At 44.5% G+C, this 22,043-nt stretch carries 19 protein-coding genes; 13 read left to right on the plus strand and 6 right to left on the minus strand.

Going from position 1 to position 22,043, the window contains the following annotated elements:
* Position 1: 1 nt before the first annotated feature.
* From rsxB to DFP75_RS07360, 8 genes are all read left to right on the plus strand, one after another.
* Positions 2-598 carry an electron transport complex subunit RsxB gene (gene rsxB, locus DFP75_RS07325; protein WP_110573782.1) on the plus strand — a complete coding sequence of 199 codons (597 nt, stop codon included), beginning with the start codon at positions 2-4 and terminating at the stop codon, positions 596-598.
* Positions 598-3,300 carry an electron transport complex subunit RsxC gene (gene rsxC / locus DFP75_RS07330; protein WP_110573785.1) on the plus strand — a complete coding sequence of 901 codons (2,703 nt, stop codon included), beginning with the start codon at positions 598-600 and terminating at the stop codon, positions 3,298-3,300. Before rsxB ends, rsxC begins: the two co-directional genes overlap by 1 nt.
* Complete coding sequence (gene rsxD, locus DFP75_RS07335; RefSeq protein ID WP_110573787.1) at positions 3,301-4,359, plus strand: electron transport complex subunit RsxD; 1,059 nt, start codon at positions 3,301-3,303, stop codon at positions 4,357-4,359.
* Entirely contained in the window at positions 4,359-4,976 is a 618-nt protein-coding gene (gene rsxG / locus DFP75_RS07340; protein ID WP_110573789.1) for an electron transport complex subunit RsxG, read from the plus strand. The genes rsxD and rsxG overlap by 1 nt, the downstream gene beginning before the upstream one ends.
* Before the next feature lie 15 nt (positions 4,977-4,991).
* Positions 4,992-5,753 carry an electron transport complex subunit E gene (locus tag DFP75_RS07345; RefSeq protein ID WP_245927011.1) on the plus strand — a complete coding sequence of 254 codons (762 nt, stop codon included), beginning with the start codon at positions 4,992-4,994 and terminating at the stop codon, positions 5,751-5,753.
* A gap of 597 nt (positions 5,754-6,350) precedes the next feature.
* Positions 6,351-6,986, plus strand: coding sequence for an endonuclease III (nth, locus tag DFP75_RS07350; RefSeq protein WP_110573791.1), 636 nt, complete (start codon positions 6,351-6,353; stop codon positions 6,984-6,986).
* Positions 6,987-7,109: 123 nt separating this feature from the next.
* Entirely contained in the window at positions 7,110-8,435 is a 1,326-nt protein-coding gene (gene aptA / locus DFP75_RS07355; RefSeq protein WP_110573793.1) for an omega-aminotransferase AptA, read from the plus strand.
* A 173-nt stretch (positions 8,436-8,608) separates the two neighbouring features.
* Positions 8,609-8,935 carry a hypothetical protein gene (locus DFP75_RS07360; RefSeq protein ID WP_110573795.1) on the plus strand — a complete coding sequence of 109 codons (327 nt, stop codon included), beginning with the start codon at positions 8,609-8,611 and terminating at the stop codon, positions 8,933-8,935.
* Positions 8,936-8,990: 55 nt separating this feature from the next.
* Here the strand turns inward: DFP75_RS07360 and DFP75_RS07365 are convergent, their stop codons facing one another.
* From DFP75_RS07365 to DFP75_RS07395, 6 genes are all read right to left on the minus strand, one after another.
* On the minus strand, positions 8,991-9,260 hold the full coding sequence (locus DFP75_RS07365; protein WP_110573797.1) for an RNA recognition motif domain-containing protein: 270 nt from the start codon (positions 9,258-9,260) through the stop codon (positions 8,991-8,993).
* A 100-nt stretch (positions 9,261-9,360) separates the two neighbouring features.
* The gene (locus DFP75_RS07370; protein WP_110573799.1) at positions 9,361-10,185 is read right to left on the minus strand and encodes a hypothetical protein; all 825 of its coding nucleotides are present in this window, start codon (positions 10,183-10,185) and stop codon (positions 9,361-9,363) included.
* Positions 10,186-10,258: 73 nt separating this feature from the next.
* Positions 10,259-11,200, minus strand: coding sequence for a nucleoside hydrolase (locus DFP75_RS07375; protein ID WP_110573801.1), 942 nt, complete (start codon positions 11,198-11,200; stop codon positions 10,259-10,261).
* 46 nt (positions 11,201-11,246) lie between these two features.
* Positions 11,247-12,140, minus strand: coding sequence for a ribokinase (locus DFP75_RS07380; protein ID WP_110573804.1), 894 nt, complete (start codon positions 12,138-12,140; stop codon positions 11,247-11,249).
* Positions 12,141-12,281: 141 nt separating this feature from the next.
* The gene (locus DFP75_RS07385) at positions 12,282-13,514 is read right to left on the minus strand and encodes an argininosuccinate synthase (protein WP_110573806.1); all 1,233 of its coding nucleotides are present in this window, start codon (positions 13,512-13,514) and stop codon (positions 12,282-12,284) included.
* 201 nt (positions 13,515-13,715) lie between these two features.
* Positions 13,716-14,603, minus strand: a complete 888-nt coding sequence (locus tag DFP75_RS07395; protein WP_110573810.1) for a flagellar protein MotY — start codon at positions 14,601-14,603, stop codon at positions 13,716-13,718.
* Positions 14,604-14,698: 95 nt separating this feature from the next.
* Between DFP75_RS07395 and rnt the strand changes: the two genes are divergently transcribed.
* The 5 genes from rnt (at position 14,699) to DFP75_RS07420 (ending at position 21,994) form a co-directional block, all read left to right on the plus strand.
* A complete protein-coding gene (gene rnt / locus DFP75_RS07400) occupies positions 14,699-15,367 on the plus strand; it encodes a ribonuclease T (protein WP_110573812.1) in 669 nt (222 codons plus the stop codon).
* Positions 15,368-15,432: 65 nt separating this feature from the next.
* Complete coding sequence (locus tag DFP75_RS07405; RefSeq protein ID WP_110574455.1) at positions 15,433-15,837, plus strand: YbaN family protein; 405 nt, start codon at positions 15,433-15,435, stop codon at positions 15,835-15,837.
* 41 nt (positions 15,838-15,878) lie between these two features.
* Entirely contained in the window at positions 15,879-19,121 is a 3,243-nt protein-coding gene (locus DFP75_RS07410) for a DUF748 domain-containing protein (RefSeq protein ID WP_110573814.1), read from the plus strand.
* A gap of 227 nt (positions 19,122-19,348) precedes the next feature.
* Positions 19,349-19,609 (plus strand): HP1242/YdcH family protein, encoded by a 261-nt coding sequence (locus DFP75_RS07415; RefSeq protein WP_110573816.1) that lies wholly within the window; start codon positions 19,349-19,351, stop codon positions 19,607-19,609.
* 222 nt (positions 19,610-19,831) lie between these two features.
* Entirely contained in the window at positions 19,832-21,994 is a 2,163-nt protein-coding gene (locus DFP75_RS07420; protein WP_110573818.1) for a TonB-dependent siderophore receptor, read from the plus strand.
* Positions 21,995-22,043: the final 49 nt, after the last annotated feature.

Raw genomic sequence — 22,043 nt, forward strand, 5'->3', positions numbered from 1 at the left:
CATGTTGACTGTTTTGCTCGCTATCGGAATCTTAGTACTTCTTTCGCTTATCTTTGGCGCTATTTTGGGTTATGCCAATGTACGTTTTCACGTGGAAGGCGACCCAATCGTCGATCAGATCGACGCCCTTCTACCACAAACCCAGTGTGGTCAGTGTGGTCATCCGGGTTGTCGCCCTTACGCCGAGGCCATTGCTAACGGTGAAGCGATCAACCATTGCCCACCTGGCGGACAAAGCACCATCCAGGCCTTGGCCGATTTATTAGATGTGGAAGCGGTGCCACTAGACGGCGATCACGGCACAGAAAGCGCAAAACGCGTTGCGGTTATTCGTGAAGACGAGTGCATCGGTTGCACCAAGTGCATTCAGGCGTGTCCTGTGGATGCGATTTTAGGCGCAGCAAAACAAATGCACACTGTTATTGCAGATGAATGCACAGGCTGTGACCTGTGTGTCGAACCTTGCCCGGTAGATTGTATTGATATGGTAGAAATCGGCGTGACAGCGAAAACTTGGTCTTGGGACAAACCGCAGGGTATTGCGGCGACTTCATTAGATATTATTGCCACCGACCGCCAAGCGGAGGTTGCACACTGATGCGAACAGAAAAACCACAAACAGCGAAAGTTTTCTCTTTTCATGGCGGCATTCATCCGCCAGAAAATAAAGCGCAATCTTTGCAATTACCCTTAGGCAAACCAAGTTTACCGAGCGAGCTTATTTTACCCCTTGGCCAACACATAGGCCAAAGCTCTCGACCATTAGTCAAAGTCGGCGATAAGGTACTAAAAGGCGAAACTATCGCCATTAATAATGGCTTTTTAAGCAGCTTTTTACACGCGCCAACCTCTGGCACCATTACTGCGATAGAAGAACGCCTGATTGCTCACCCATCAGGGTTAAGTGACCTTTGTATTGTCCTTACGCCAGATGGTAACGAAACATGGACCGACCTCGAGCCACTAAACAATTGGCAAGACATCAGTAAAACAGACGTTCTGGCTTATCTGTCTGAAATGGGCATTGTTGGCATGGGCGGTGCGGGCTTTCCGACACAAGTCAAACTGCAAGGCGCACACAAGAATCCTCTCACGCATTTTATTATTAACGCGGCAGAATGTGAGCCTTACATCACTGCCGATGACATGCTGATCCGTGAAAAGACCTTAGAACTGGTTGCTGGCATCGAGATACTGCAACACCTTGTTGAAGCTGAAAATGTAATCATTGGCATTGAAGACAATAAGCCCACTGCCATTGCTGCTTTAAAAACAGTACTTACTCAGCGCAATAGCGACATTCAATTAGCCGTTGTGCCGACGAAATACCCTTCTGGCGGTGAAAAGCAGTTAATTCAGCTGTTAACAGGCAAAGAAGTTCCAAGTGGACAATATCCAGCCGACATCGGCGTGCTATGCCAAAACGTCGGTACTTGTGTCGCAATTCACGATGCCATTACTCAGGGCAAACCGTTAATTTCACGCTTTACCACATTGACTGGCGACGCGCTAAAAAGCCCACAAAACGTCGAAGTGCTGTTCGGTACGCCCGTCGCGCACCTATTAGAATACGCCGATTATGAATCTAAAAAGCTCAGCCGCTTAATCATGGGTGGTCCAATGATGGGCTACACCCTAGATTCAGCTGCGGTGCCAATAGTGAAAACCAGTAACTGCATCTTGGCTGCCAGCAAAAAAGAGCTGCCTGCGCCAGCACCCGAACAAGCTTGCATCCGTTGTGGAATGTGCGAACAAGCTTGCCCTGCGAGCTTGTTGCCTCAGCAACTGCTTTGGTTCAGTAAAAGCCAAGAGTTCGAAAAAGCCGAACACCACAACTTATTCGACTGCATCGAATGTGGCGCTTGTTCTTATGTTTGCCCAAGTAGCATTCCTTTAGTGCAGTATTATCGCCACTCCAAGAGCAGCATTCGTGAAGCCCGTGAAGCCAATGTAAAAGCAGACTTAGCTAAGCAACGCTTTGAAGCACGTAAAGCTCGCCAAGACGCAGAAGCCGCGGAAAAAGAAGCGAAGCGCCTTGCTCGTCAGAAAGCAACGACCAACAAGGCTACCGATGCGAAAAAAGCCGCACCAGCAAAAGCGACTCCTACGGCTGCCGCTGCGCCTGCAACTAACGACGAATCGAAAAAGCTCAAAGTGGATATCGCCATTGGCAAATCCAAATTGAAGAAGCTACAAAAACAGCTGCTTGAAGCGCAAGAAAACGAACACGTGGAAGAGATCAGCAACTTGCAGCTGCAAGTGACTGATCAAGAAAAAGCTATTGCTGCACTTGAAGAACAATTGGCTAAAACGCCTAGCGCAGCACCAGCTGCTCCAGCCGCCAACACAGAAAAAGCCACTCCAGCACCAGTAAGTGACGAGCTGAAAAAAGCCAAAGTTGATGTGGCTTTGATTGGCGTAAAACTGAAAAAACTACAGAAGCAACTTGTCGAGACACCTGATGATCAGGAACTGAAAGACAAGATTGCAGCTTTTGAAGCTGACCTGAAAGCCGCTCAAGACATAGTTAGCAAGCTCAGCAGCAATGCTCAATCAAGCACGAATGCGACAGCAGCTGAACCAAAAGCCGTAATGAGCGATGAATTGAAAAAGCTGAAAATCGATGCAGCCATCGCGAAAGCCGCGGTAAAAAAAGTCGAAAAAGCCCTTAAAAAAGCGGAAGAGATTAAAGCACCTGAAGCCGACGCTATTCGCCAACAGCTAAAAGAAGCACAACAGCGCGCCGACGAACTGGAAAAAGCATTAGCCAATCCAGAAACAGCAGCGCCCAAAGCGGCTCCAGAAAAAGCAGCACCAACCGCTGAAAATACGGATGCCGAGGCCGCGAAGAAGCGCAAAATCGATCTCGCTATCGCCAAAGCCGGTATCAAAAAAGCAGAGAAAAACATTCAGCTTTTAAAAGACCAAGGCAAAGAGGAAAGCGAGATAGAGGCATCAGAATGGCCTAAAAAGCTTATTGAAGCACAACAAAAGCTAGCCGCTCTTGAAGCTGAAGAAGGCGCGCCTGCTCCAGTAGAGAAAACAGCGGAGCCGGTTGCGAACAGCGAAGCCAAAGCCGAACCAGAAATGGATTTGGCAACGCAGATTAAAAAAGAGAAAGTCGCCGTTGCCTTAGCCAAAGCGCAAATAAATAAACTGAATAAGCGTTTAGAAAGCACGCCAGAAGAAGCAGAAAGCATTAAACAAGAGATTGCGGCTACCGAGCAACGTCTGCAAAGCGCCGAAGCCTTGTTAGAAAAACTTATTCATTCGCAAACCAACATGCAAGAGAATCGTTAAATGGCATTATTGAGGATTACCTCCCCCCACACACAACGTGCAGGACGTCGCACCTCTTGGGTGATGCAGATGGTCATTTTAGCGACCGTTCCTGGCATAGTCGTACAGACTTGGCTATTTGGCTGGGGAACGCTAATCAACCTAATGATTGCCAGTATCACGGCATTATTAAGTGAAGCGGCTATTTTGGCGATTCGTCGTCGTGCCGTTGGTTTCTTCTTGAAAGATTATAGCGCCCTATTAACCGCCGTACTATTAGGTGTTGCCCTACCGCCTGTGGTGCCTTGGTGGGTGACAGTAACCGCTGTCGCCTTTGCGATTATCTTTGCCAAACAACTCTATGGTGGCTTGGGCAATAATCCGTTCAACCCGGCGATGGTCGGCTATGCCATTGTACTGGTGTCTTTTCCTGTGCCTATGAGCCAATGGCTTGGCGTACAAAGCATGATTCCTGCAGGCGAGACATTGTCTTTCATGCAAAGCTTACAAGCCATTTTTCACCAGCTGCCAGTGATCGATAGCTACACAATGGCAACGCCCTTAGATGGCTTCAAACACAAAGATCTTTTAGATTCACAAGCCGCATTCAGCAGCATTGCCGCACTTCAAGGACCAAGCTTAAACAGCTGGCTTTGGGTGAATGCAGCCTATCTGGTAGGTGGTCTTGGACTGATCTGGTTACGCATTATCACTTGGCACACGCCAGCAGCCACGTTGGGTGCATTACTGGTCATGGCGGGTGTTTTTCACCTGTTTGACCCAAGCAATACAGCAACGCCTTTCTTTCACCTAACCACTGGCGCAGCCATGTTTGGCGCGTTCTTTATTGCTACCGATCCTGTGTCTTCTTGCACCAGTAATCGCGGCAAACTGATTTATGGCGCAGGCATTGGTATTTTGATTTACATTATTCGCTCTTGGGGTGGCTATCCTGATGGTGTGGCGTTTGGTGTCTTGCTGATGAACTTCGCCGCACCGCTAATCGACTACTACACACAACCGAGAACGTATGGCCATAAAAAAGCTAAGACAGGCTTAAAAATTGGGGAAGATAACTAATGGAATTGTTCGCCTCTATTCGTCGTAACAGTCTTGGTCTGGGCATCTTCGCGGTACTGACAGCGGGGCTTATTGCCATTACCCACCAGCTGACTGATAACACCATTAAGAACAATATTTTGGATGCGCAAATTTCAGCCTTCAACGAAATACTGCCAGCCAATCTGTATGATAACGACTTAACCAAAGACACCGCGATTCTGCCAGCAGATCCTTTATTGGGGAGCGACGAAGGCATTAAAATCCATATCGCTCGTAAAAATGGTGAAGTCTCTGGCATCATTTTCGAAACCATTGCGCCTCGTGGCTATAACGGCAATTTAGACATGCTGGTCGCCATCGATAAGAATGGCGTAGTGACTGGCAGCCGAGTGATTAGCCACAAAGAAACACCAGGACTTGGCGACAAAGTAGACCTCAAGAAATCCAAATGGATTTTAAGCTTTGCCAACAAGTCGTTAGACAATCCTAGCTTAAAAGGCTGGGGCGTGAAAAAAGACGGTGGAGACTTTGACCAATTTACCGGTGCGACCATCACCCCTCGCGCTGTGGTTCGCGCCGTAAAAAATACCCTTATTTATTTTGATCAACACAAAGATACGCTATTAGCGTATTAGGACAGACTAATGAAAATGAGCGCAGAAACAGCCGCAAGCGACGCTACTCAAGAAGAGAGCAAGCCAAGCGCCAATTACGCTGAAATCATTTACAACGGCATTTGGAAAAACAACCCTGCCTTAGTTCAATTACTTGGCTTGTGTCCTATGTTGGCGGTAACCAGTACCGTCGTTAACGCCTTAGGTCTTGGCTTAGCGACTTTGGTGGTATTAGTCGGCTCCAACATTGCGGTGTCTATCATTCGTAATTACGTGGCGGATGCAGTTCGCCTACCAGCCTTTGTGATGATCATCGCTTCGTTCACAACCTGTATCGAATTAATCATGCAGGCCTACACTTACGAGCTGTATCAAATTTTGGGTATATTCATCCCGCTCATCGTGACTAACTGTGCGATTCTTGGTCGTGCTGACGCCTTTGCCAGCCGCAACCCTGTTCTGCCTTCTGCATTGGATGGCTTTATGATGGGCTTGGGCTTCATGTTTATCCTTGTTACCTTGGGCGCAATGCGCGAGCTCATCGGGCAAGGCACACTGTTTTCCGATATGCAGTTATTGTTCGGTGATATGGCAACCCATTGGAAAATCGTTGTTTTTAACGACTATCCAAATGTCTTATTCGCAGTCTTACCACCGGGTGCTTTTATTGGCTTAGGTTTGTTGATTGCCGGTAAAAACTACCTAGACGAACGTGAGAAAAAACGCATCGCAGCACAAAAAGCCAAAGACGGCCCAAGCGCATCAAAGCGTGTTCGTGTGACCGGGCAAGTAAGTTAACCCTATTATCTATAAGCTCCTCCCCCTGCTAAGGGGGAGGTTGGGAGGGGGTCAAAAAATTAACAACCCCATCCTAGCCTTCCCCTTGAAGATAAGGGGAAGGAATAAAAAGCTCTAAGCTCCTCCCCCTGCCAAGGGGGAGGTTGGGAGGGGGTCAAAAAATTAACAACCCCATCCTAGCCTTCCCCTTGAAGATAAGGGGAAGGAATAAAAAAGCTCTAAGCTCCTCCCCCTGCCAAGGGGGAGGTTGGGAGGGGGTCAAAAAATTAACAACCCCATCCTAGCCTTCCCCTTGAAGATAAGGGGAAGGAATAAAAAAGCTCTAAGCTCTTCCCCCTGCCAAGGGGGAGGTTGGGAGGGGGTCAAAAAATTAACAACCCCATCCTAGCCTTCCCCTTGAAGATAAGGGGAAGGAATAAAAAAGCTCTAAGCTCCTCCCCCTGCCAAGGGGGAGGTTGGGAGGGGGTCAAAAAATTAACAACCCCATCCTAGCCTTCCCCTTGAAGATAAGGGGAAGGAATAAAAAAGCTCTAAGCCCCTCCCCCTGCCAAGGGGGAGGCTGGGAGGGGGTTAAAAAATGAACAAAGGCAATTTATTTTGAACAAAGAAAAACGCTACGAGATTTTTTCTCGCTTACGAGCTGAAAACCCAAATCCCGTAACAGAGTTGGAATACAGCTCGCCTTTTGAGCTTTTGATTGCGGTGCTATTTTCAGCACAAGCCACGGATGTGAGTGTCAACAAAGCCACGCGAAAGCTTTTCCCTGTTGCCAACACGCCAGAAACCATGCTTGCACTCGGTGTTGATGGTCTCAAAGAGTACATCAAAACCATTGGCTTATTTAACGCCAAAGCCGAAAACGCCATCAAGACTTGCCAAATCCTTATCGAGAAACACAACAGCGTTGTTCCAGAAACAAGAGAAGAACTTGAAGCTCTTCCTGGCGTAGGCCGTAAAACCGCTAATGTTGTTTTGAACACTGCCTTTCGCCAAGTCGCTATGGCTGTCGACACACACATCTTTCGTTTTAGCAACCGCACTAAAGTTGCACCAGGTAAAAACGTCTTAGAAGTTGAAATGAAACTGCTAAAGTTTGTCCCGAAAGAGTTTCTTTTGGATGCACACCATTGGATGATACTTCACGGTCGTTATATCTGCGTGGCGCGCAAGCCCAAGTGTGATGCCTGCATTATCGAAGATTTGTGTGAGTACAAAGACAAAACTTCAAACTAATCTGATCAAGCTGATTTAGTTAACTAAAGGCTAGCCTAAGTTTAAATAACATCGAATTTATTAAACCTTTTCAGCTCGGCATTCTTACCCTATTAAGATTTTATTTTTTAGAGGGAAAATGCCATGAGTCACCGTTTAACCCAAGCTCAACTTGATGCCCATTGGATGGCCTACACAGGCAATCGTCAATTCAAAAAAGATCCTCGTATTATCACTTCTGCTGCGGGCAACTATTACACCGACAGTGATGGCAGAAAGATTTTTGACGGTTTGTCTGGCTTATGGACTTGTGGCTTGGGACATAGCAATCCTGCAATTAATGAGGCGGTGGCACAGCAAGTTAAGACTCTCGATTACTCCCCTGCGTTTCAATTTGGTCACGAAAAATCTTTCTTACTGGCTGAGCAGATTACTGAATTTATGCCCAAGGGACTAAACCGTGTTTTTTTTACCGGCTCTGGTTCTGAATCGGTCGATACCGCATTAAAAGTTGCGCGCGCTTATTGGCGTAAAAAAGGCATGGGTACTAAGACCAAGTTTATCGGCCGAGCTAAAGGCTATCATGGCGCAGGGATTTCAGGTTTCAGCGTCGGTGGTATTCCTGCGAACCGTACGCTATATGGTCAAGGTTTAGAATCTTATCACTTACCTCACACCCAAGTTCCGGGCAGCGAATTTTCTAAAGGCATGGCCGAACAAGGCAAAGAACGCGCTGAAGATTTGCTTAACCTAATCATGATGCACGATGCGTCTAACATTGCGGCAGTTATTGTTGAGCCTATGTCTGGCTCCGCTGGCGTTATCGTTCCACCAAAAGGCTACTTGCAGCGTTTGCGTGAAATCTGTGATCAGCACAATATTTTGCTTATCTTTGATGAAGTAATTACCGCTTTTGGTCGCATGGGCGCAAAAACCGGTGCAGAAGCTTTTGGGGTGACGCCTGATGTGATTACCATGGCAAAGCAAGTAACCAATGGTGTTATCCCAATGGGCGCTGTGGCTTTCAAGCAGGAGATCTACGACACCTTCATGGATAACGGTGGTCCAGATTATATGTTGGAAATTCCCCATGGCTACACCTATTCCGCTCACCCTATTGCCTGTGCAGCAGGTTTGGCTTCCCTTAATGAAATCAAGCAACAAGGATTGATTGAACGAGTAAACAGTATGAGTTCAGCCTGGGAAAACAGCGTGCATCAGCTAAAAGACGCCAGCTCAATCATTACCGACATTCGCAACTACGGTTTTGCCGCAGGCATCACCATTGCACCTATTGATGGAGAACCCGCTAAGCGTCCGTTCCAAATCGCCATGGCCATGTGGGAAAAAGGTTACTATGTACGCTATGGTGCCGACACCATTCAACTAGCGCCACCTTTTACAACCGAACAAGCTGAAATAGATAGCCTAATCAACGCATTGGGCGAAACCATTCAGCAACAAAGCTAAAAAAACCTACCTTAGTCATGCTTCTTTAATCAAGATGTTGTCCGTCTGATATAGGCAACATCTTGATTCATATCATTTTTATCTAGCTATCACTTCCCTGTTATCTTGCACTATAATGGCTACCCTAGAAGAGTCATACGACCTTGGATCTTCACTCAGTAAAGGATACACCAATGTCTATTTCACATTCGCCTTATGTCCGTTGTTTTTGGACAGGCACACTGTATTTAACAAATGGCAAAGTAATGCCAATCCATTGCACACACATTTCAACACAAATGATAGAAGTGGAAGCCCCAGAAGGTTTGCAAGGGTCAAAATTAGTAAAGCTAGAGCTGAAGGCAATTCATGAAGGGAAGACAGCCACACTAAAAATATTGTGCGACCCACAACTAGATGTCTTTAACGAGCATAATAAGCACTACATAAAACTGTCTTATCATACGATTTCAAACAAAGATCGGGAATTTATCAAAGAATTTGCTGACGCTCACTCCTAGCTTATAACAAAGACAAGCTAGGACAGCGGCCGATCTACTCTTTATATATCTTGCGTTATTCAGAGTCGCCTGCTGATTTCTTCGCTGCGTCTTCCGCTTTCTTCACGCGAATTTTAGAACCATCAACGTCCATACCGTTTAGCGTTTTGATCGCCACTTTGGCTTCGCCAACTTTTGGCATCTCAACAAAGGCAAAACCTTTTGACTCACCCGTTTCCTTGTCCATTACAATAGTGCAAGACTGCAAAGCCCCATGAACAGCAAACAAGCTTCTTAGCTCTTCTTCTGTTGTATTACGGGCAAGGTTTCTGACTAATAATTTCATATATTTCTCTTTATAAATAAAAAAGGCATGGACGTTATGCTCCATGCCTTTGAGTGTGTATTGCTATTCTAGTTCATTAAGGCACTATAATCTTAACTTTTCAATTTTTTTCTATAGCGAACTTCACTATATCTGTGGTTGAAAGACCACCACTTTGACTAAGAATATTCATCTTATCCAATTCTATTTTAGCCTTATAAGAACCCAACTCTTTAGCCTTTTCCAACCAAAATATATAACTATCTTTATCTTTTTTAAATGAAAGATAATTGTAATACTCCTCTTTGCTTTCAAAATTCACATCTAAATCACCATTAAAAGCTTGAGCGACAATGTAAGCACTGCGGCTATGTCCTAGATCAGCCGCTATTGAGGCCAGAGCTATAGCTATTTTATAATTAGTCTTAATATAATTACCTTCTAATAAAGCTCGAGAAAATTCAAACAATGAATCGACGTCGGCTTTTTCAGATGCCTCTATATGTTTTTCTAAATTAACTAATGCATCAACATTAATAAGTTTAATTTTTTCATAAAAAACCAAGTTATTTTTTTTAAAATACTGCTCTAACAATGACAATCTACTTTTCTGAAAAGTCTTAAAACTTTTCAGAAGAACATACCAACACAAAGCTAAATTTAGCAAGTAGCTGATTGCTACTAAAGTGTAATACAGATAATTTGGAACGCTTCCATAAAGCTCTTTAGGAGCAAAAACAATATTTATAAGGTTAATAACTAAGATACCTAATAACAGAATATATAGAGACTTTCTAAGCCCCGCTAATCTATTTTGTTTTGACCAAGTTTTTTCTGCTTGCTGTGACCTTAAAAGCTCTTCTGAACTAATAGGAAGAGAAGAGGCCCGTTGATAACTATCACTCTTAAGCAACATCCTAAGGGCATTCATTGATTCACTTTCCATATAACTTCCTATATTTATTCAGTTAAGTGACGCTTAACACAAAACACTAAAAATAGCATTTGACTCTAGCTTGTTAAGACAAGGTTGTCTCAAACAAGGCCAACAATTTTTCACTGTCGACTTCCATACAAACCTGCGTCATTGGCACATCGTTCCAATGAGGTTCAGGGAAGCTCATACCTTGTGGCGCAAAAATCGTTTGACCGATACCAATGCCTTCACAGGCTACACGCACAGCACCTAGCTCTACACCAAAAATACTTGGGTCCATTACATAAGCGATAGTTGATGCATCATGGAAGTAACAACCATCCATATCGAAACGGCTGCTGTAGAAATTAATGTAATGCTGCGCACAATCGTACAAGAAGCCACCTTCTGTTGGGTTGGCTTTTTTGATGCGTTCTAAAACAGTGTTATCCAATAACACCTGATGAGTCACGTCTAAACCAATCATGGTCACTTGCCAAGGCGCGGTGAAAACCAAATCAGCAGCATGAGGGTCGTTCATAATGTTGGCTTCAGCTACTGGCGATACGTTACCGTATTCAATTGCTGTACCGCCCATTAGAACCACTTCATCAACCAAGTTGGCCACTTCTGGATCAATCTCAAGCGCTTTTGCCAAGTTACCCAATGGACCAAGCGCGATAATAGTCACTTCACCTGGAAACTCACGGACAGTATCAACAATAAATTGCGCAGCACTTTTATCGATGGCTTTACCTTTTGGTGCTGGCCAATCAATATTACCGAAGCCATCTGCACCGTGAACAAAATCTGGATGTGGACGAGGTGCTATCTTGCTTGGTACGGCAACGCCTTTGGCAACAGGCACATTCACTTTCGCAATCTCAGTCAAAGTGATGGCATTTTGCGTTGCCAACTCTACCGACACATTACCGAACGTTGTCGTTAACCCCAATACTTCAAGCTGTGGCGCTTGAAAGGCGAAAAAAATCGCCATTGCATCATCTATACCTGGATCCGTATCAATAATAATTTTACGAGCCATGTTTCAATTCCTCTTTTAGCTATTCGTTGTTGGCTATGTATTTTGGCTAACTGTTCTTGGCAAGAAAGGTCGTCACTTCATCCTGTGTTGGGATCGAAGGCGCAGCGCCTAAACGCGTCACGCAAATTGCAGATGCTGCACAAGCACGAGTAATCGCCTGTTTCATGTCCTCCCCCTTCATTAAAGAGGACAAGCAAAAGCCAATAAAGGTATCTCCCGCCGCGGTGGTATCCACCGCGTCAACGGAAAATGCTTTTACAGATAGGTGCTCTTCCCCATCAAAATAGCAGACACCCGCTTTACCAAGCGTCATGAGCACAGCAAGCTCAGGATAAGCTTTTGGAAACGCCTCAATCGTGCTATCTATGTCTGATGTACCAATCAAATCCATGGCTTCAACTTCGTTAACAATTAACAAATCAACAAAACCAAGTACTTTCTTAGTAAGTTCTGCGTCCATAGGCGCAGGATTAAAGGCAACCTTAACCTTGTTTTCTTGCGCTTTACGCATAGTGTATTCGATCAAGTTGGTTTCATTTTGCAACAAAACCCAATCCCCTTCACTCGCCTTAGAAAGCACGTTATCGATTTGCTCTTCTGTTAGCGCGTGGTTCGCACCTTGGTACAAAATAATTGAATTTTCTGCTTCTTTAGTTAATTGAATAATCGCATGACCCGTTGGCACATCTACGCGCTTAATTAACCCAGTGTCGACACCAAGAGACTCAAGCTGATCAATAACCGCTTGCTCGCTGTGATGAATTGCACCGACATGTTTTACATCCGCACCAGCCTTCGCTAAAGCCACAGATTGATTCGCGCCTTTACCACCCAATAAACACTGATAACTATCAGAAGCCATTGTCTCGCCAGGTCGAACAAAGTGATCAAGTCGATAAAGATGGTCGAGGTTAATCGAGCCCACGTTATAAATTGCCATTATTCCATTCCTTCATTGCGAACATGCTTTTCAATACACATTCTTAATAAACATTGACCAAGCGTACAAAAATAAAAAACGCTCCAATTCTGCAAGAACGGAGCGTTTTTTAAAAGCTTATTTTTCTATAACAACACGTAATTACTTGTTGTTATCTAGAAAGCCACGGCCTTTTTGAGCAGCGATACGCATACGAAGTGCATTCAGCTTAATAAAGCCAGCTGCATCTTTCTGATCGTAAGCACCTGCATCGTCTTCAAAAGTAGCGATAGAGCTATCGAACAAGCTGTTATCCGATTTACGACCAACAACCGTTACGTTGCCTTTGTACAATTTAAGACGAACCGTACCGTTAACGTATTTCTGAGATGTATCGATCATTGCTTGCATCATGCGACGCTCTTCAGACCACCAGAAACCGTTGTAAATCAATTTAGCGTAACGCGGCATCATTTCATCTTTCAAATGCATAGCTTCACGGTCAAGAGTAATAGACTCGATCGCACGGTGAGCTCGCATCATAATAGTGCCACCAGGTGTTTCGTAACAACCACGAGCTTTCATACCAACAAAACGGTTTTCAACGATGTCGACACGGCCAATGCCGTTCGCGCCACCAATCTTGTTCAATGTTTCCAAGATAGTTGCAGGTGACATTGCTTCACCGTTGATAGAAACTGGGTCACCTTTTTCGTAACCAATTTCAATGTAGGTTGCTTCATTTGGCGCATCTTCAGGAGATACAGACCAACGCCACATATCATCTTCTGGCTCTGTCCATGGATCTTCCAACTGATCTCCCTCAAAAGAGATGTGCAGTAGGTTAGCGTCCATAGAGTAAGGAGATTTTTTCTTCTTAGTAGAAAAATCCACTGGGATGTTGTGCTTCTCACAGTATGCCATCAAGGTTTCACGAGACGTTAGGTCCCATTCACGCCAAGGAGCAATAACTTTAACACCTGGTTTCAATGCGTATGCGCCAAGTTCGAAACGTACTTGGTCGTTACCTTTACCAGTTGCGCCGTGAGAAATGGCATCAGCGCCTGTTTCGTTGGCAATCTCAATCAATCGCTTAGCGATCAAAGGACGCGCAATAGACGTACCCAATAGGTATTCGCCTTCGTAAATAGTGTTAGCACGGAACATTGGGAAAACGAAGTCACGAACAAACTCTTCGCGCAAATCTTCAATGTAGATTTCCTTAATACCCAACGCTTGAGCTTTAGCGCGAGCTGGTTCAACTTCCTCACCCTGACCCAAATCAGCGGTAAATGTAACCACTTCACAGTTATACTCTTCTTGAAGCCACTTCACGATTACCGAAGTGTCTAGGCCGCCAGAATAGGCAAGCACTACCTTCTTCACGTCAGACATTATCTCTATTCTCCTCAACGAGCTCGCGCTCCCACGCCAATGCTTTCAAACCAGTACATGGCGGCGCAAATAATTTAAAAAAGGGGCTGTAAGTGTAAGATTTCGATTCTTGCTTAGCAAGTAAAAAGCCCCGTTTCACGCAGATAATTCCGCGAAACGAGGCTCTTTTAATAAATTTGAGGCGTTCTGAAAATTTATCAATCAACTTGCGTCAATTTTTTCCAAACGAATAGTCACACGACGGTTACGCTCTCGGCCTTGGCTCGTATTATTACTTGCTGATGGATAGCGTTCACCATGATATCGAGAAATGATTTTAGCTGCAGGGACGCCTTTCTCTAATAAATACGCAGTGACTTTTTCTGCTCTTTCCTTTGACAATTCACGGTTATCTCGACGAGAACCAATAATGTCCGTATGACCATCAATATAAATGTACTCGACACTTGGATCAGACGATACGTACAAAGCCACCAGATCCAAACGCGCTTTGATACGATCCGTAAGGTTAACGCCATTGGTTGGAAACAGAGCCGCTGTTCTGGCAATTTGATCGTAATTCACCGGTAACAAGCTTGCCAAACAACGTCTAAATTCATTGTAAGCAGGGGCAAAGTTTATATTGGACAGGCCCACTTCCACTGTTTCACGGTTATTTTCCCATGCGGTTCCAGCCACCACAGGGTGCCGACCTCGATCCAAACTGCTAAGCATACGCTCAGCTACCTTGCCACCCACTTCAACCGTTAACCCGTATCCAGGATAAGGCAAAATATCCAACGTTTCTGGTTTAGACCCCGGAGCCCAGTCTGGAGCTTGTGAAAGGATATACACTTGACCCGGTCCCAGCTTTTCATTGCGCGGCTGAAGAATAAACTTCATCGGCTCGCCCGCTTCTTTAATAAAATGGCCTTCCCCATAATTAGGAACAGGGTGCGTTAAACTGCACGAAAAAATATCACCCGAAAGCAACCATTCGGAATCGGTAATTCCGGATTGGTAATGGGTTATGGCATTGGCATGTACAAAGGGAGCACAAGCTAGCAATAAAAAAGTGGTGCGAATTAGAAGTTGTTGGGGAATTCCCATTTAGACATCTCGTTCAAGCATTATCAAATGTGTTATGATCAGATCCTATTGTACACCGTTACTGTTGATCAAGCGGCAGAATTAAGGACCTTCTTTTGTCAAACCATGAAATCAAAGATAGATTCCGCGGCTTCCTACCTGTTGTTATCGACGTAGAGACCGCAGGCTTTAATCAAAAAACAGATGCTTTGTTAGAAATGGCTGCCAGTATCCTAAGAATGGATGAAAATGGCGACTTATATATCCATGAAACACTAGAATTTTTGATTAAGCCGTTTGAAGGCGCAAACCTTGAAAAAGCAGCGCTAGAATTCACAGGCATAGACCCTTTTGCACCAGATAGACAAGACATGCCAGAAAGCGAAGCGCTTGGCCAAATGTTTAGCAAGGTGCGAAAAGAGCTTAAATCTGTTGGCTGTAAACGTGCCATTTTGGTTGGTCATAATGCCGCCTTTGACCACGGATTTTTAAACGCGGCCATCGAGCGAGTGGATATAAAACGCAATCCATTCCATCCGTTTTCTAGCTTTGACACCGCCAGTTTAGCAGGCTTGGTGTTTGGGCAAACGGTTTTAGCAAAAGCGTGTGAAGCGGCGTCTATTCCGTTTAGTAACGCAGAAGCGCATTCTGCTAAATACGATACAGAAAAAACCGCAGAACTCTTCTGTGAAATGGTAAATCGTCTAAAACGTCTTGGCGGTTGGCCACTGGTTCAGAACGAAGCAGAAGATAGTATGGAAGCTATTTTCCATTCCGGAAAATAACGCCATAATAAAAACGGGCTGACTGATTCATGCCCGTTTTCTTTTACCATTACGTGGGCATGCTTATGCAAGGAAAGCGAATTTTATATTTAATGTTAGGATGGTTTTCTCTCATCACTGGCATTATTGGTATTTTTCTCCCTTTACTTCCCACTACGCCCCTAGTGCTATTGGCGGCTTGGTGCTTTTCAAAATCCTCCGAACGATTCCACATCTGGCTCATTGAGCATAAATTTTTTGGACCGATAATCAACGACTGGCAATCTTCTGACGGCATCCCCAAAAAAGCCAGAAATCGAGCCATCATTTTTATGTGGGCAGGAATGGCCATATCGATCTTTATTGTTTCGCGTATTTGGGCCACGATTGGACTTGTCTTTATTGGCATGTGTGTGACAACGTATTTATTACGCTTACCTTTACGAACTGAAAGTACAAACATGACAAAAGAAAAAGACGAAGACGCTTAAACTATTCTCTTATTACTTATTTTTTAAAGGCACTTTATTCTATGACACGCCGACATTTTCGACATTTTGTCTTTTATCCATTTGCGGGGTTAACTGGCTTAATCACCCTCACTTGGCTTGTTACGCCATTTATTGCGGAGCATTTCCTAAAAAACTACTTCCAAGAACAAAATGAAGATCTCACTGTCGGCAAACTCTCTGTTGATTTTTTTCCGCCTAAAATAGATTTAAAAAACATTGTCATTAACGATAAGACCCAAGACACGCTCACGTTAAAACGTGCCATCGTTGAGGTTGAAATATGGCCACTCTTCACGAAAACAGTTCATATATCCCAAGCTAAGATCGACGGCCTTAATCTGCTCGTTGCGCAACAAGAAAAAGACTGGATCGTGGCCGGCATTAATACGTCGCAATTCGCCACACCGGAAGATCAACAAAGGCCGGAGCCAGATACCACAGCACAAGTCGAAGAAGACACCAGTACACCTTGGTCAATAAAACTTCCGGCTTTCACCTTCACAGACAGCCAAGTCAAACTGTCTCGCCAACCGGACTTGAATGCTCCAGCGCAAACCGACACGCTGACCATTTCCCAGTTATCCATCGAAGATTTATCCGGTCAGGCACTGACATGGGAAGGTGACATCGCGCTATCGGCCTTACTGAATGACACCACCTTGTCTTTAGACAGCCAATTTGATTACTCACCAGAGCAAGCCAGCGCGGATCTTTCTATTCAAAATACGCGCCTTAACTTAGAAAGCTTTCGTCACTTTATGCCTGCCCCTTACAATGAAGGTAAAGGGCTGTTAGAGCTAGAAGGTAACCTGCAATTTTCTCAACAACTCGTTAATAACGCGCCTGTTTTTGATATTAAAGACTTGTCATTAAACGCTCAAATCGACAACCTAGATCTGCCATTAAATAAGCAAGACAAGGCCATTACAAAGTCAACAACACTCGCACTGTCAGACACTAACGTTCATTTTGTTTCTGCTGAACAGCTAAACCTTAAAGGGACACTGGATCTGCAATCCACCCAGTCATCCTTTAACCAAGGAGAGCTGCAAACACAATTTGAGAAGCTAGCTCTAAACGTGCCTTTTGATGTTTCGCGAAATAATGCGGACTTAACCGCAAAAGGTAAGCTAGATATGCAACTGGACATGCCAGCTTTTGCGCAAGCAGACCTTAACGCAAAACTTAATAGCGTAAAACTAAGCACACCATTTGATGTGACACAAAATGAGCTAGGCTTAACAGCAACGGGTGACCTAGATTTACAGCTAGGCAAATCGCTTATTGCCCAAGCGCAGCAACAAATAGAGTTTGAAGGCCTAACACTGCAAGCCCCTTTGGATATCAAACAGAATGAAGAAAACGGATTAACAGCTAATGTCGCCTCTACCGCGCTAGATTTAAATGAACTTGCTTTGTCGTTAGACAGCCTTGCTGTACAAAACAAACAGTTACGCGTGGCTTTAAACGAAGTGAATGTTTCGATGGATTCATCGGAAGCCATTACAGCTTCTTTAATTGCCGACATCCAAAGCAATGGACTTACTGTACAACAATCAGGAAATACCGCTAACTACGACACGTTCAACCTAACGAATACACTTGCATTACAAAAAGACAGCGACAGCTTGATAGCAAAGAACTCTCAACTGTCGATCGATATTAAAGGGTTAAATGCCACTCAAAGCGATGAAAAGCACATCTCACTTGGTGCGGCAACGCTGACAGCAGATCAACTTAATGTCGATCAAGCAGGCCAAGCATCGCCACGTATAGAAGGTATTAACCTTAATTTCAGCAGTGATTCTCTAGACAGCAAGTTAACCAATAACAAACGCATTGCTTCGTGGAAAAACGCGGGTATCAGCAACCTTTCTTTTACCCAACAAGACAGTGACTTTGATGCATCCTTAGCGCAATTAAACGTTATGGATTTCACTTTCTCTGAGCTGATCAGCGCACAAAATGACAAAGCTGCGCTACCCGCGCTTGGTCATCTAAATAGCCTTAAAGTAGAACAACTAAAAGCCAATCAAGATGGCGCAGACATTAAGAATATCACCGCAGATGCGCTTGATATTAATTTAATGCTGGATGCCCAACAGCAAATTGAAAACCTGGTGTTTACAGAAGCGGAACCGCAAACAGCGCCGACGAAAAATACTCAAAAAACACAAGTTCCAAGACCTGAAGACGCCAAAAACGCACTTGAGAGCGAACAAGACACAGGCTTTAAACCGCCTTATTACGTCATTCTCGGCGCCTACGATACGACAGGAAAATCTCGCTTTTACTTCCAAGACAAAAGCATTTCTCCCATGCTGAAACGCGCATTGGACATAGAAACCTTATCGCTACGCAACCTAGACACCACAAACAAAGATCAAGCCACAACGTTTGCTTTTAAAGCGCGCAATGGTAAGTACACTACATTACAAGCTGATGCGACCGTTTGGCCTCTCGCCGACAAACTCACGCTAAACAGTGACGTTGTGGTGCGCGAGGCAGAATTACCGCCTTTCTCTTCTTACATTGCCAATATCTTGGGTTATCAAATTGATTCTGGGCAGTTGGATTTAGATCTTAAACTTAATGCTAAAGATGGCGTATTAAATGGCAGTTCAAACATCGTCTTAAGGGAGTTTGATTTAGGTGGTCGCCAAGAAAGCAACTCCGTAATCAAAGCGGGTGCTGTCCCTTTAAACATTGCCGTTAGCGTATTAAAAGACAGCGACAACAACATTGATTTGAATATCCCGCTTTCTGGTGACATAGAAAACCCAGAATTTGGCTGGACTGATTTCTTGTTCTTGCCGGTTAAGAAGGCGCTTTATACTGCTTCTAGCACTTACTTGATGCAAACCTTCATTCCTTACGCCAATGTCATTAGCATCGCGCAGTTTGCAGGTGATCAGCTACTTAAAATTCGTGTCGAGCCGTTAATATTCGAAGCGGAAGACGAAGCGTTAAGTGACACTCAGGACACCTTCCTAGAACAACTGGTGGCGCTCATGAAAGACAAAAAAGACAGCCAGCTAAAAGCATGCGCTATTACAAGCTTCCTGGATTTAGGTCTTGAGAAGCCACCTGTGTCTATCGATCAAGACACAAGAGATGAGGCAATTAATCTAGCGCAAAAACGCGCGGAGAACTTGAAAGACTATTTGGTTAACGAAGGCATCGCCTCTTCTCGCGTCTATTTATGCTCACCTGCAATAGACCTTTCTCGAAGCAGCAAACCAAGAATCGAACTGAACTTCTAACGCTTCTCCCAAAACATAACCGCAGTGGCACCAACCACTGCGGTTTTCTGTCAAAAATAAGTATATTCCCTAGTGAATTATGGACTCTTCCATAAACGACAGGCGTCATCATTGAAATTCCTCCATAAAAAGCCATTACTAATTAAGGAAAGCCTGACAAGCATCAAGTGCGAAACCGCTTAAGTAGGCTAACCTAAACTTAAAGTAAATACTTAAAGGAGACAGTTATGCCGATTGAAGATCATGCTCTAGTAAACGAATTTCCTGAATTCAAAGAGGATATCCATCAGCTAAAAATGGATGATGCGCATTTCCGAAAACTCTATGATGAGTACAACCATCTCACCAAATCTGTCGAAAAAATGGAGCAAGAAATCATTCCCGCAACGACAGCAGAAGAAGAACAGCTCAAAAAACAACGCCTTCAGCTAAAAGATACGCTTCAAGGCTACATTAAAGCCACCAGACTAGCCGCTGAAAAAGCCTAGCAGTCCCTCGGGCAGAACGGCTTATATTAATCGCCGTTCTGCCTCTTACCCTGGCCTCCGCCTCCCTCTTTGATTCCTTACATTCTTAGCCCAAGACCGAGAACACCTAGTACAAAAAACACACAAGGTGTATTTTGAATCTTTTGTAAATCAATTCTCATTTGTAAATGAATATCATAAACAATACCATACGCAGCTTATTCATTTATCCTTGGTTTACCTATGACATTAAGAACCACCTTACTGATGATGCAAGCCTGTGGAGCGCTTGCTTTTTCTACAGTGATTTTTGCCGAAAATACCGCCAATGGCATCACACAAGACAGTTATCTCAATGATGGAGATAACAAAGTTAAGGATGGATCCAACATAGAGCTACAAACGCTTCAGGTGCAAGGCCGCGCACTGTCTTACTACAAGGAAGATGAAGCAGCACTTGCTACTCGCACCGCCACGCCGATTGATGAAACACCTCAGTCTGTTCAAGTGGTGACAGAAGCCTTGATTGAAGACCAAGCCGCACGACAAATCACCGACCTGTATCGATCCATTTCCGGTATGTCACAAAATAATGTATCCACTGTGACGTTACGAGGCTTTAGCCAAGACGAAGTGCTCTACGACGGCCTTAAAGGCGACCCATTCGGTGATTTTTCCATTCCACAACTCTTTACTATTGAGCAAATACAGGTCCTCAAGGGCCCATCTGGTGCAATCTACGGTGCGGGTGAACCTGGCGGTGTCATTAACTATGTAACCAAAAAGCCGACATATGAGCAGAAAAACACCCTCAAAGTCAGCGCTGGCAATAAAGACTTTTTGAGCGGCAGCGTGGAATCATCTGGCCCAGCTAATAAAGACGCCTCGCAACGCTACCGTGTTGGCATTTACTCAGACGGACAGGATTCATACCGTAACAATGTGGAAGAAGAAAACCAGATTATAGATCTTGGTTACGCTTGGGACATGGATGAAAACAACACGCTTACCGTTCAGTACACAGACATTCATCAACACATTTCTGGAGCACGTTTACGCGGCATTCCAACCGATGACGATGGTAACTTCTTAGCGGATACTTCTTGGAATAATAACGAAAAAAGTGATTACCAAGAGCTGGACGCACAAGTCTTTCAGGCTCGCCTAGACCACAGCATCAACTCATGGCTGGACAGTAATGTCTCCGTTCGCTATTTCGAAAACACGGAAAATCAGAAATACCATGAAATAAACAAACTGATCGACAGCAATAGCGATGGCACAATAGACACCACACAACGACAATATCGTGACCAAGTTCGTTCTCGTGAAGGTATTACTTTCGCAGGCAACTTAATTGCCGAATTGGACGATCATACCGTGTTAGTCGGGAGTGATTACTTTCACCAAAAAAATAGCTTTTTGTATTACCGAGCAAATAAAGGCGATGGCGTTTCAAATCTTAGTTTAACTAATCCTATCTACGGCCAAGATGATGTTAATAGCTACACCCTGAATTTAAAGACTGATGAAACCACAACAACGGATCAAATTGGTTTGTATATTCAAGATCAATGGAAAGTCACCAACCAGTTAGACTTACTCGCTGGCGTTCGGGTTGACCGCTTTGAAGAAAAATACCAAGACCACACATCCAACAACGCCAAGCAAGACTACAACGACACAGGCTACTCCAGCCGAGTTGGTGCTACCTATCGAATCAATAACAACTGGAAGCCTTATGTGTCTGTTTCAACTGGCTTTGTGCCACAAGACGCTGCAGACCAACAAAAATCAGCCAACAACACCCTGTTCGACCCAGAAGAAAGCCAACAATTTGAAGCTGGCGTACGCAGCTATTGGTTTAACAATCGCTTAAACATTAACCTTGCTGCATACCACATCACCCGTGAAAACATCTTGCAAGAAGACCCAAATAACAGCGACTTGCTGGTGTCATTTGGTAAAGTGCGCAGTCAAGGCGTTGAACTCGATATCATGGCAGACATAACGCCTCGCTGGGTCGCTAATGTGAGTTACGCCTACAATGACACCATCGTAAAAGAAGCCAACGACGGCATTCAATACGCAAACGGAGACCGTTTTGCTAACACACCTTATCACCAACTCGGCTTATGGACTCGCTACGACTTCCCTAGCATAGAGTCCTCTATTGCCTTTGGAGCCGACTTCGTTAGTGACCAGATCAACCGCCAGGGTCAAACTGTAAAACCTTACACGGTTTACGACATGTCTTGGCAGACACAATGGCAAGATTGGCGATTCCAGCTAAACATCAAAAACCTGTTTGATAAAGAATACGCTGTCAGTGGATTCACTGAAAAGATTGGTTCATTCGTCGGTGAACGTCGTCGTGTTTACCTTTCTGCCGCGTACGACTTCTAATCAACAAAAGTGAGAGAATAAAACCAGCCAAGGTAACAACCCCATCCTA

This window comes from Marinomonas alcarazii, from assembly GCF_003208215.1.
Classification (GTDB): Bacteria; Pseudomonadota; Gammaproteobacteria; order Pseudomonadales; family Marinomonadaceae; genus Marinomonas; species Marinomonas alcarazii.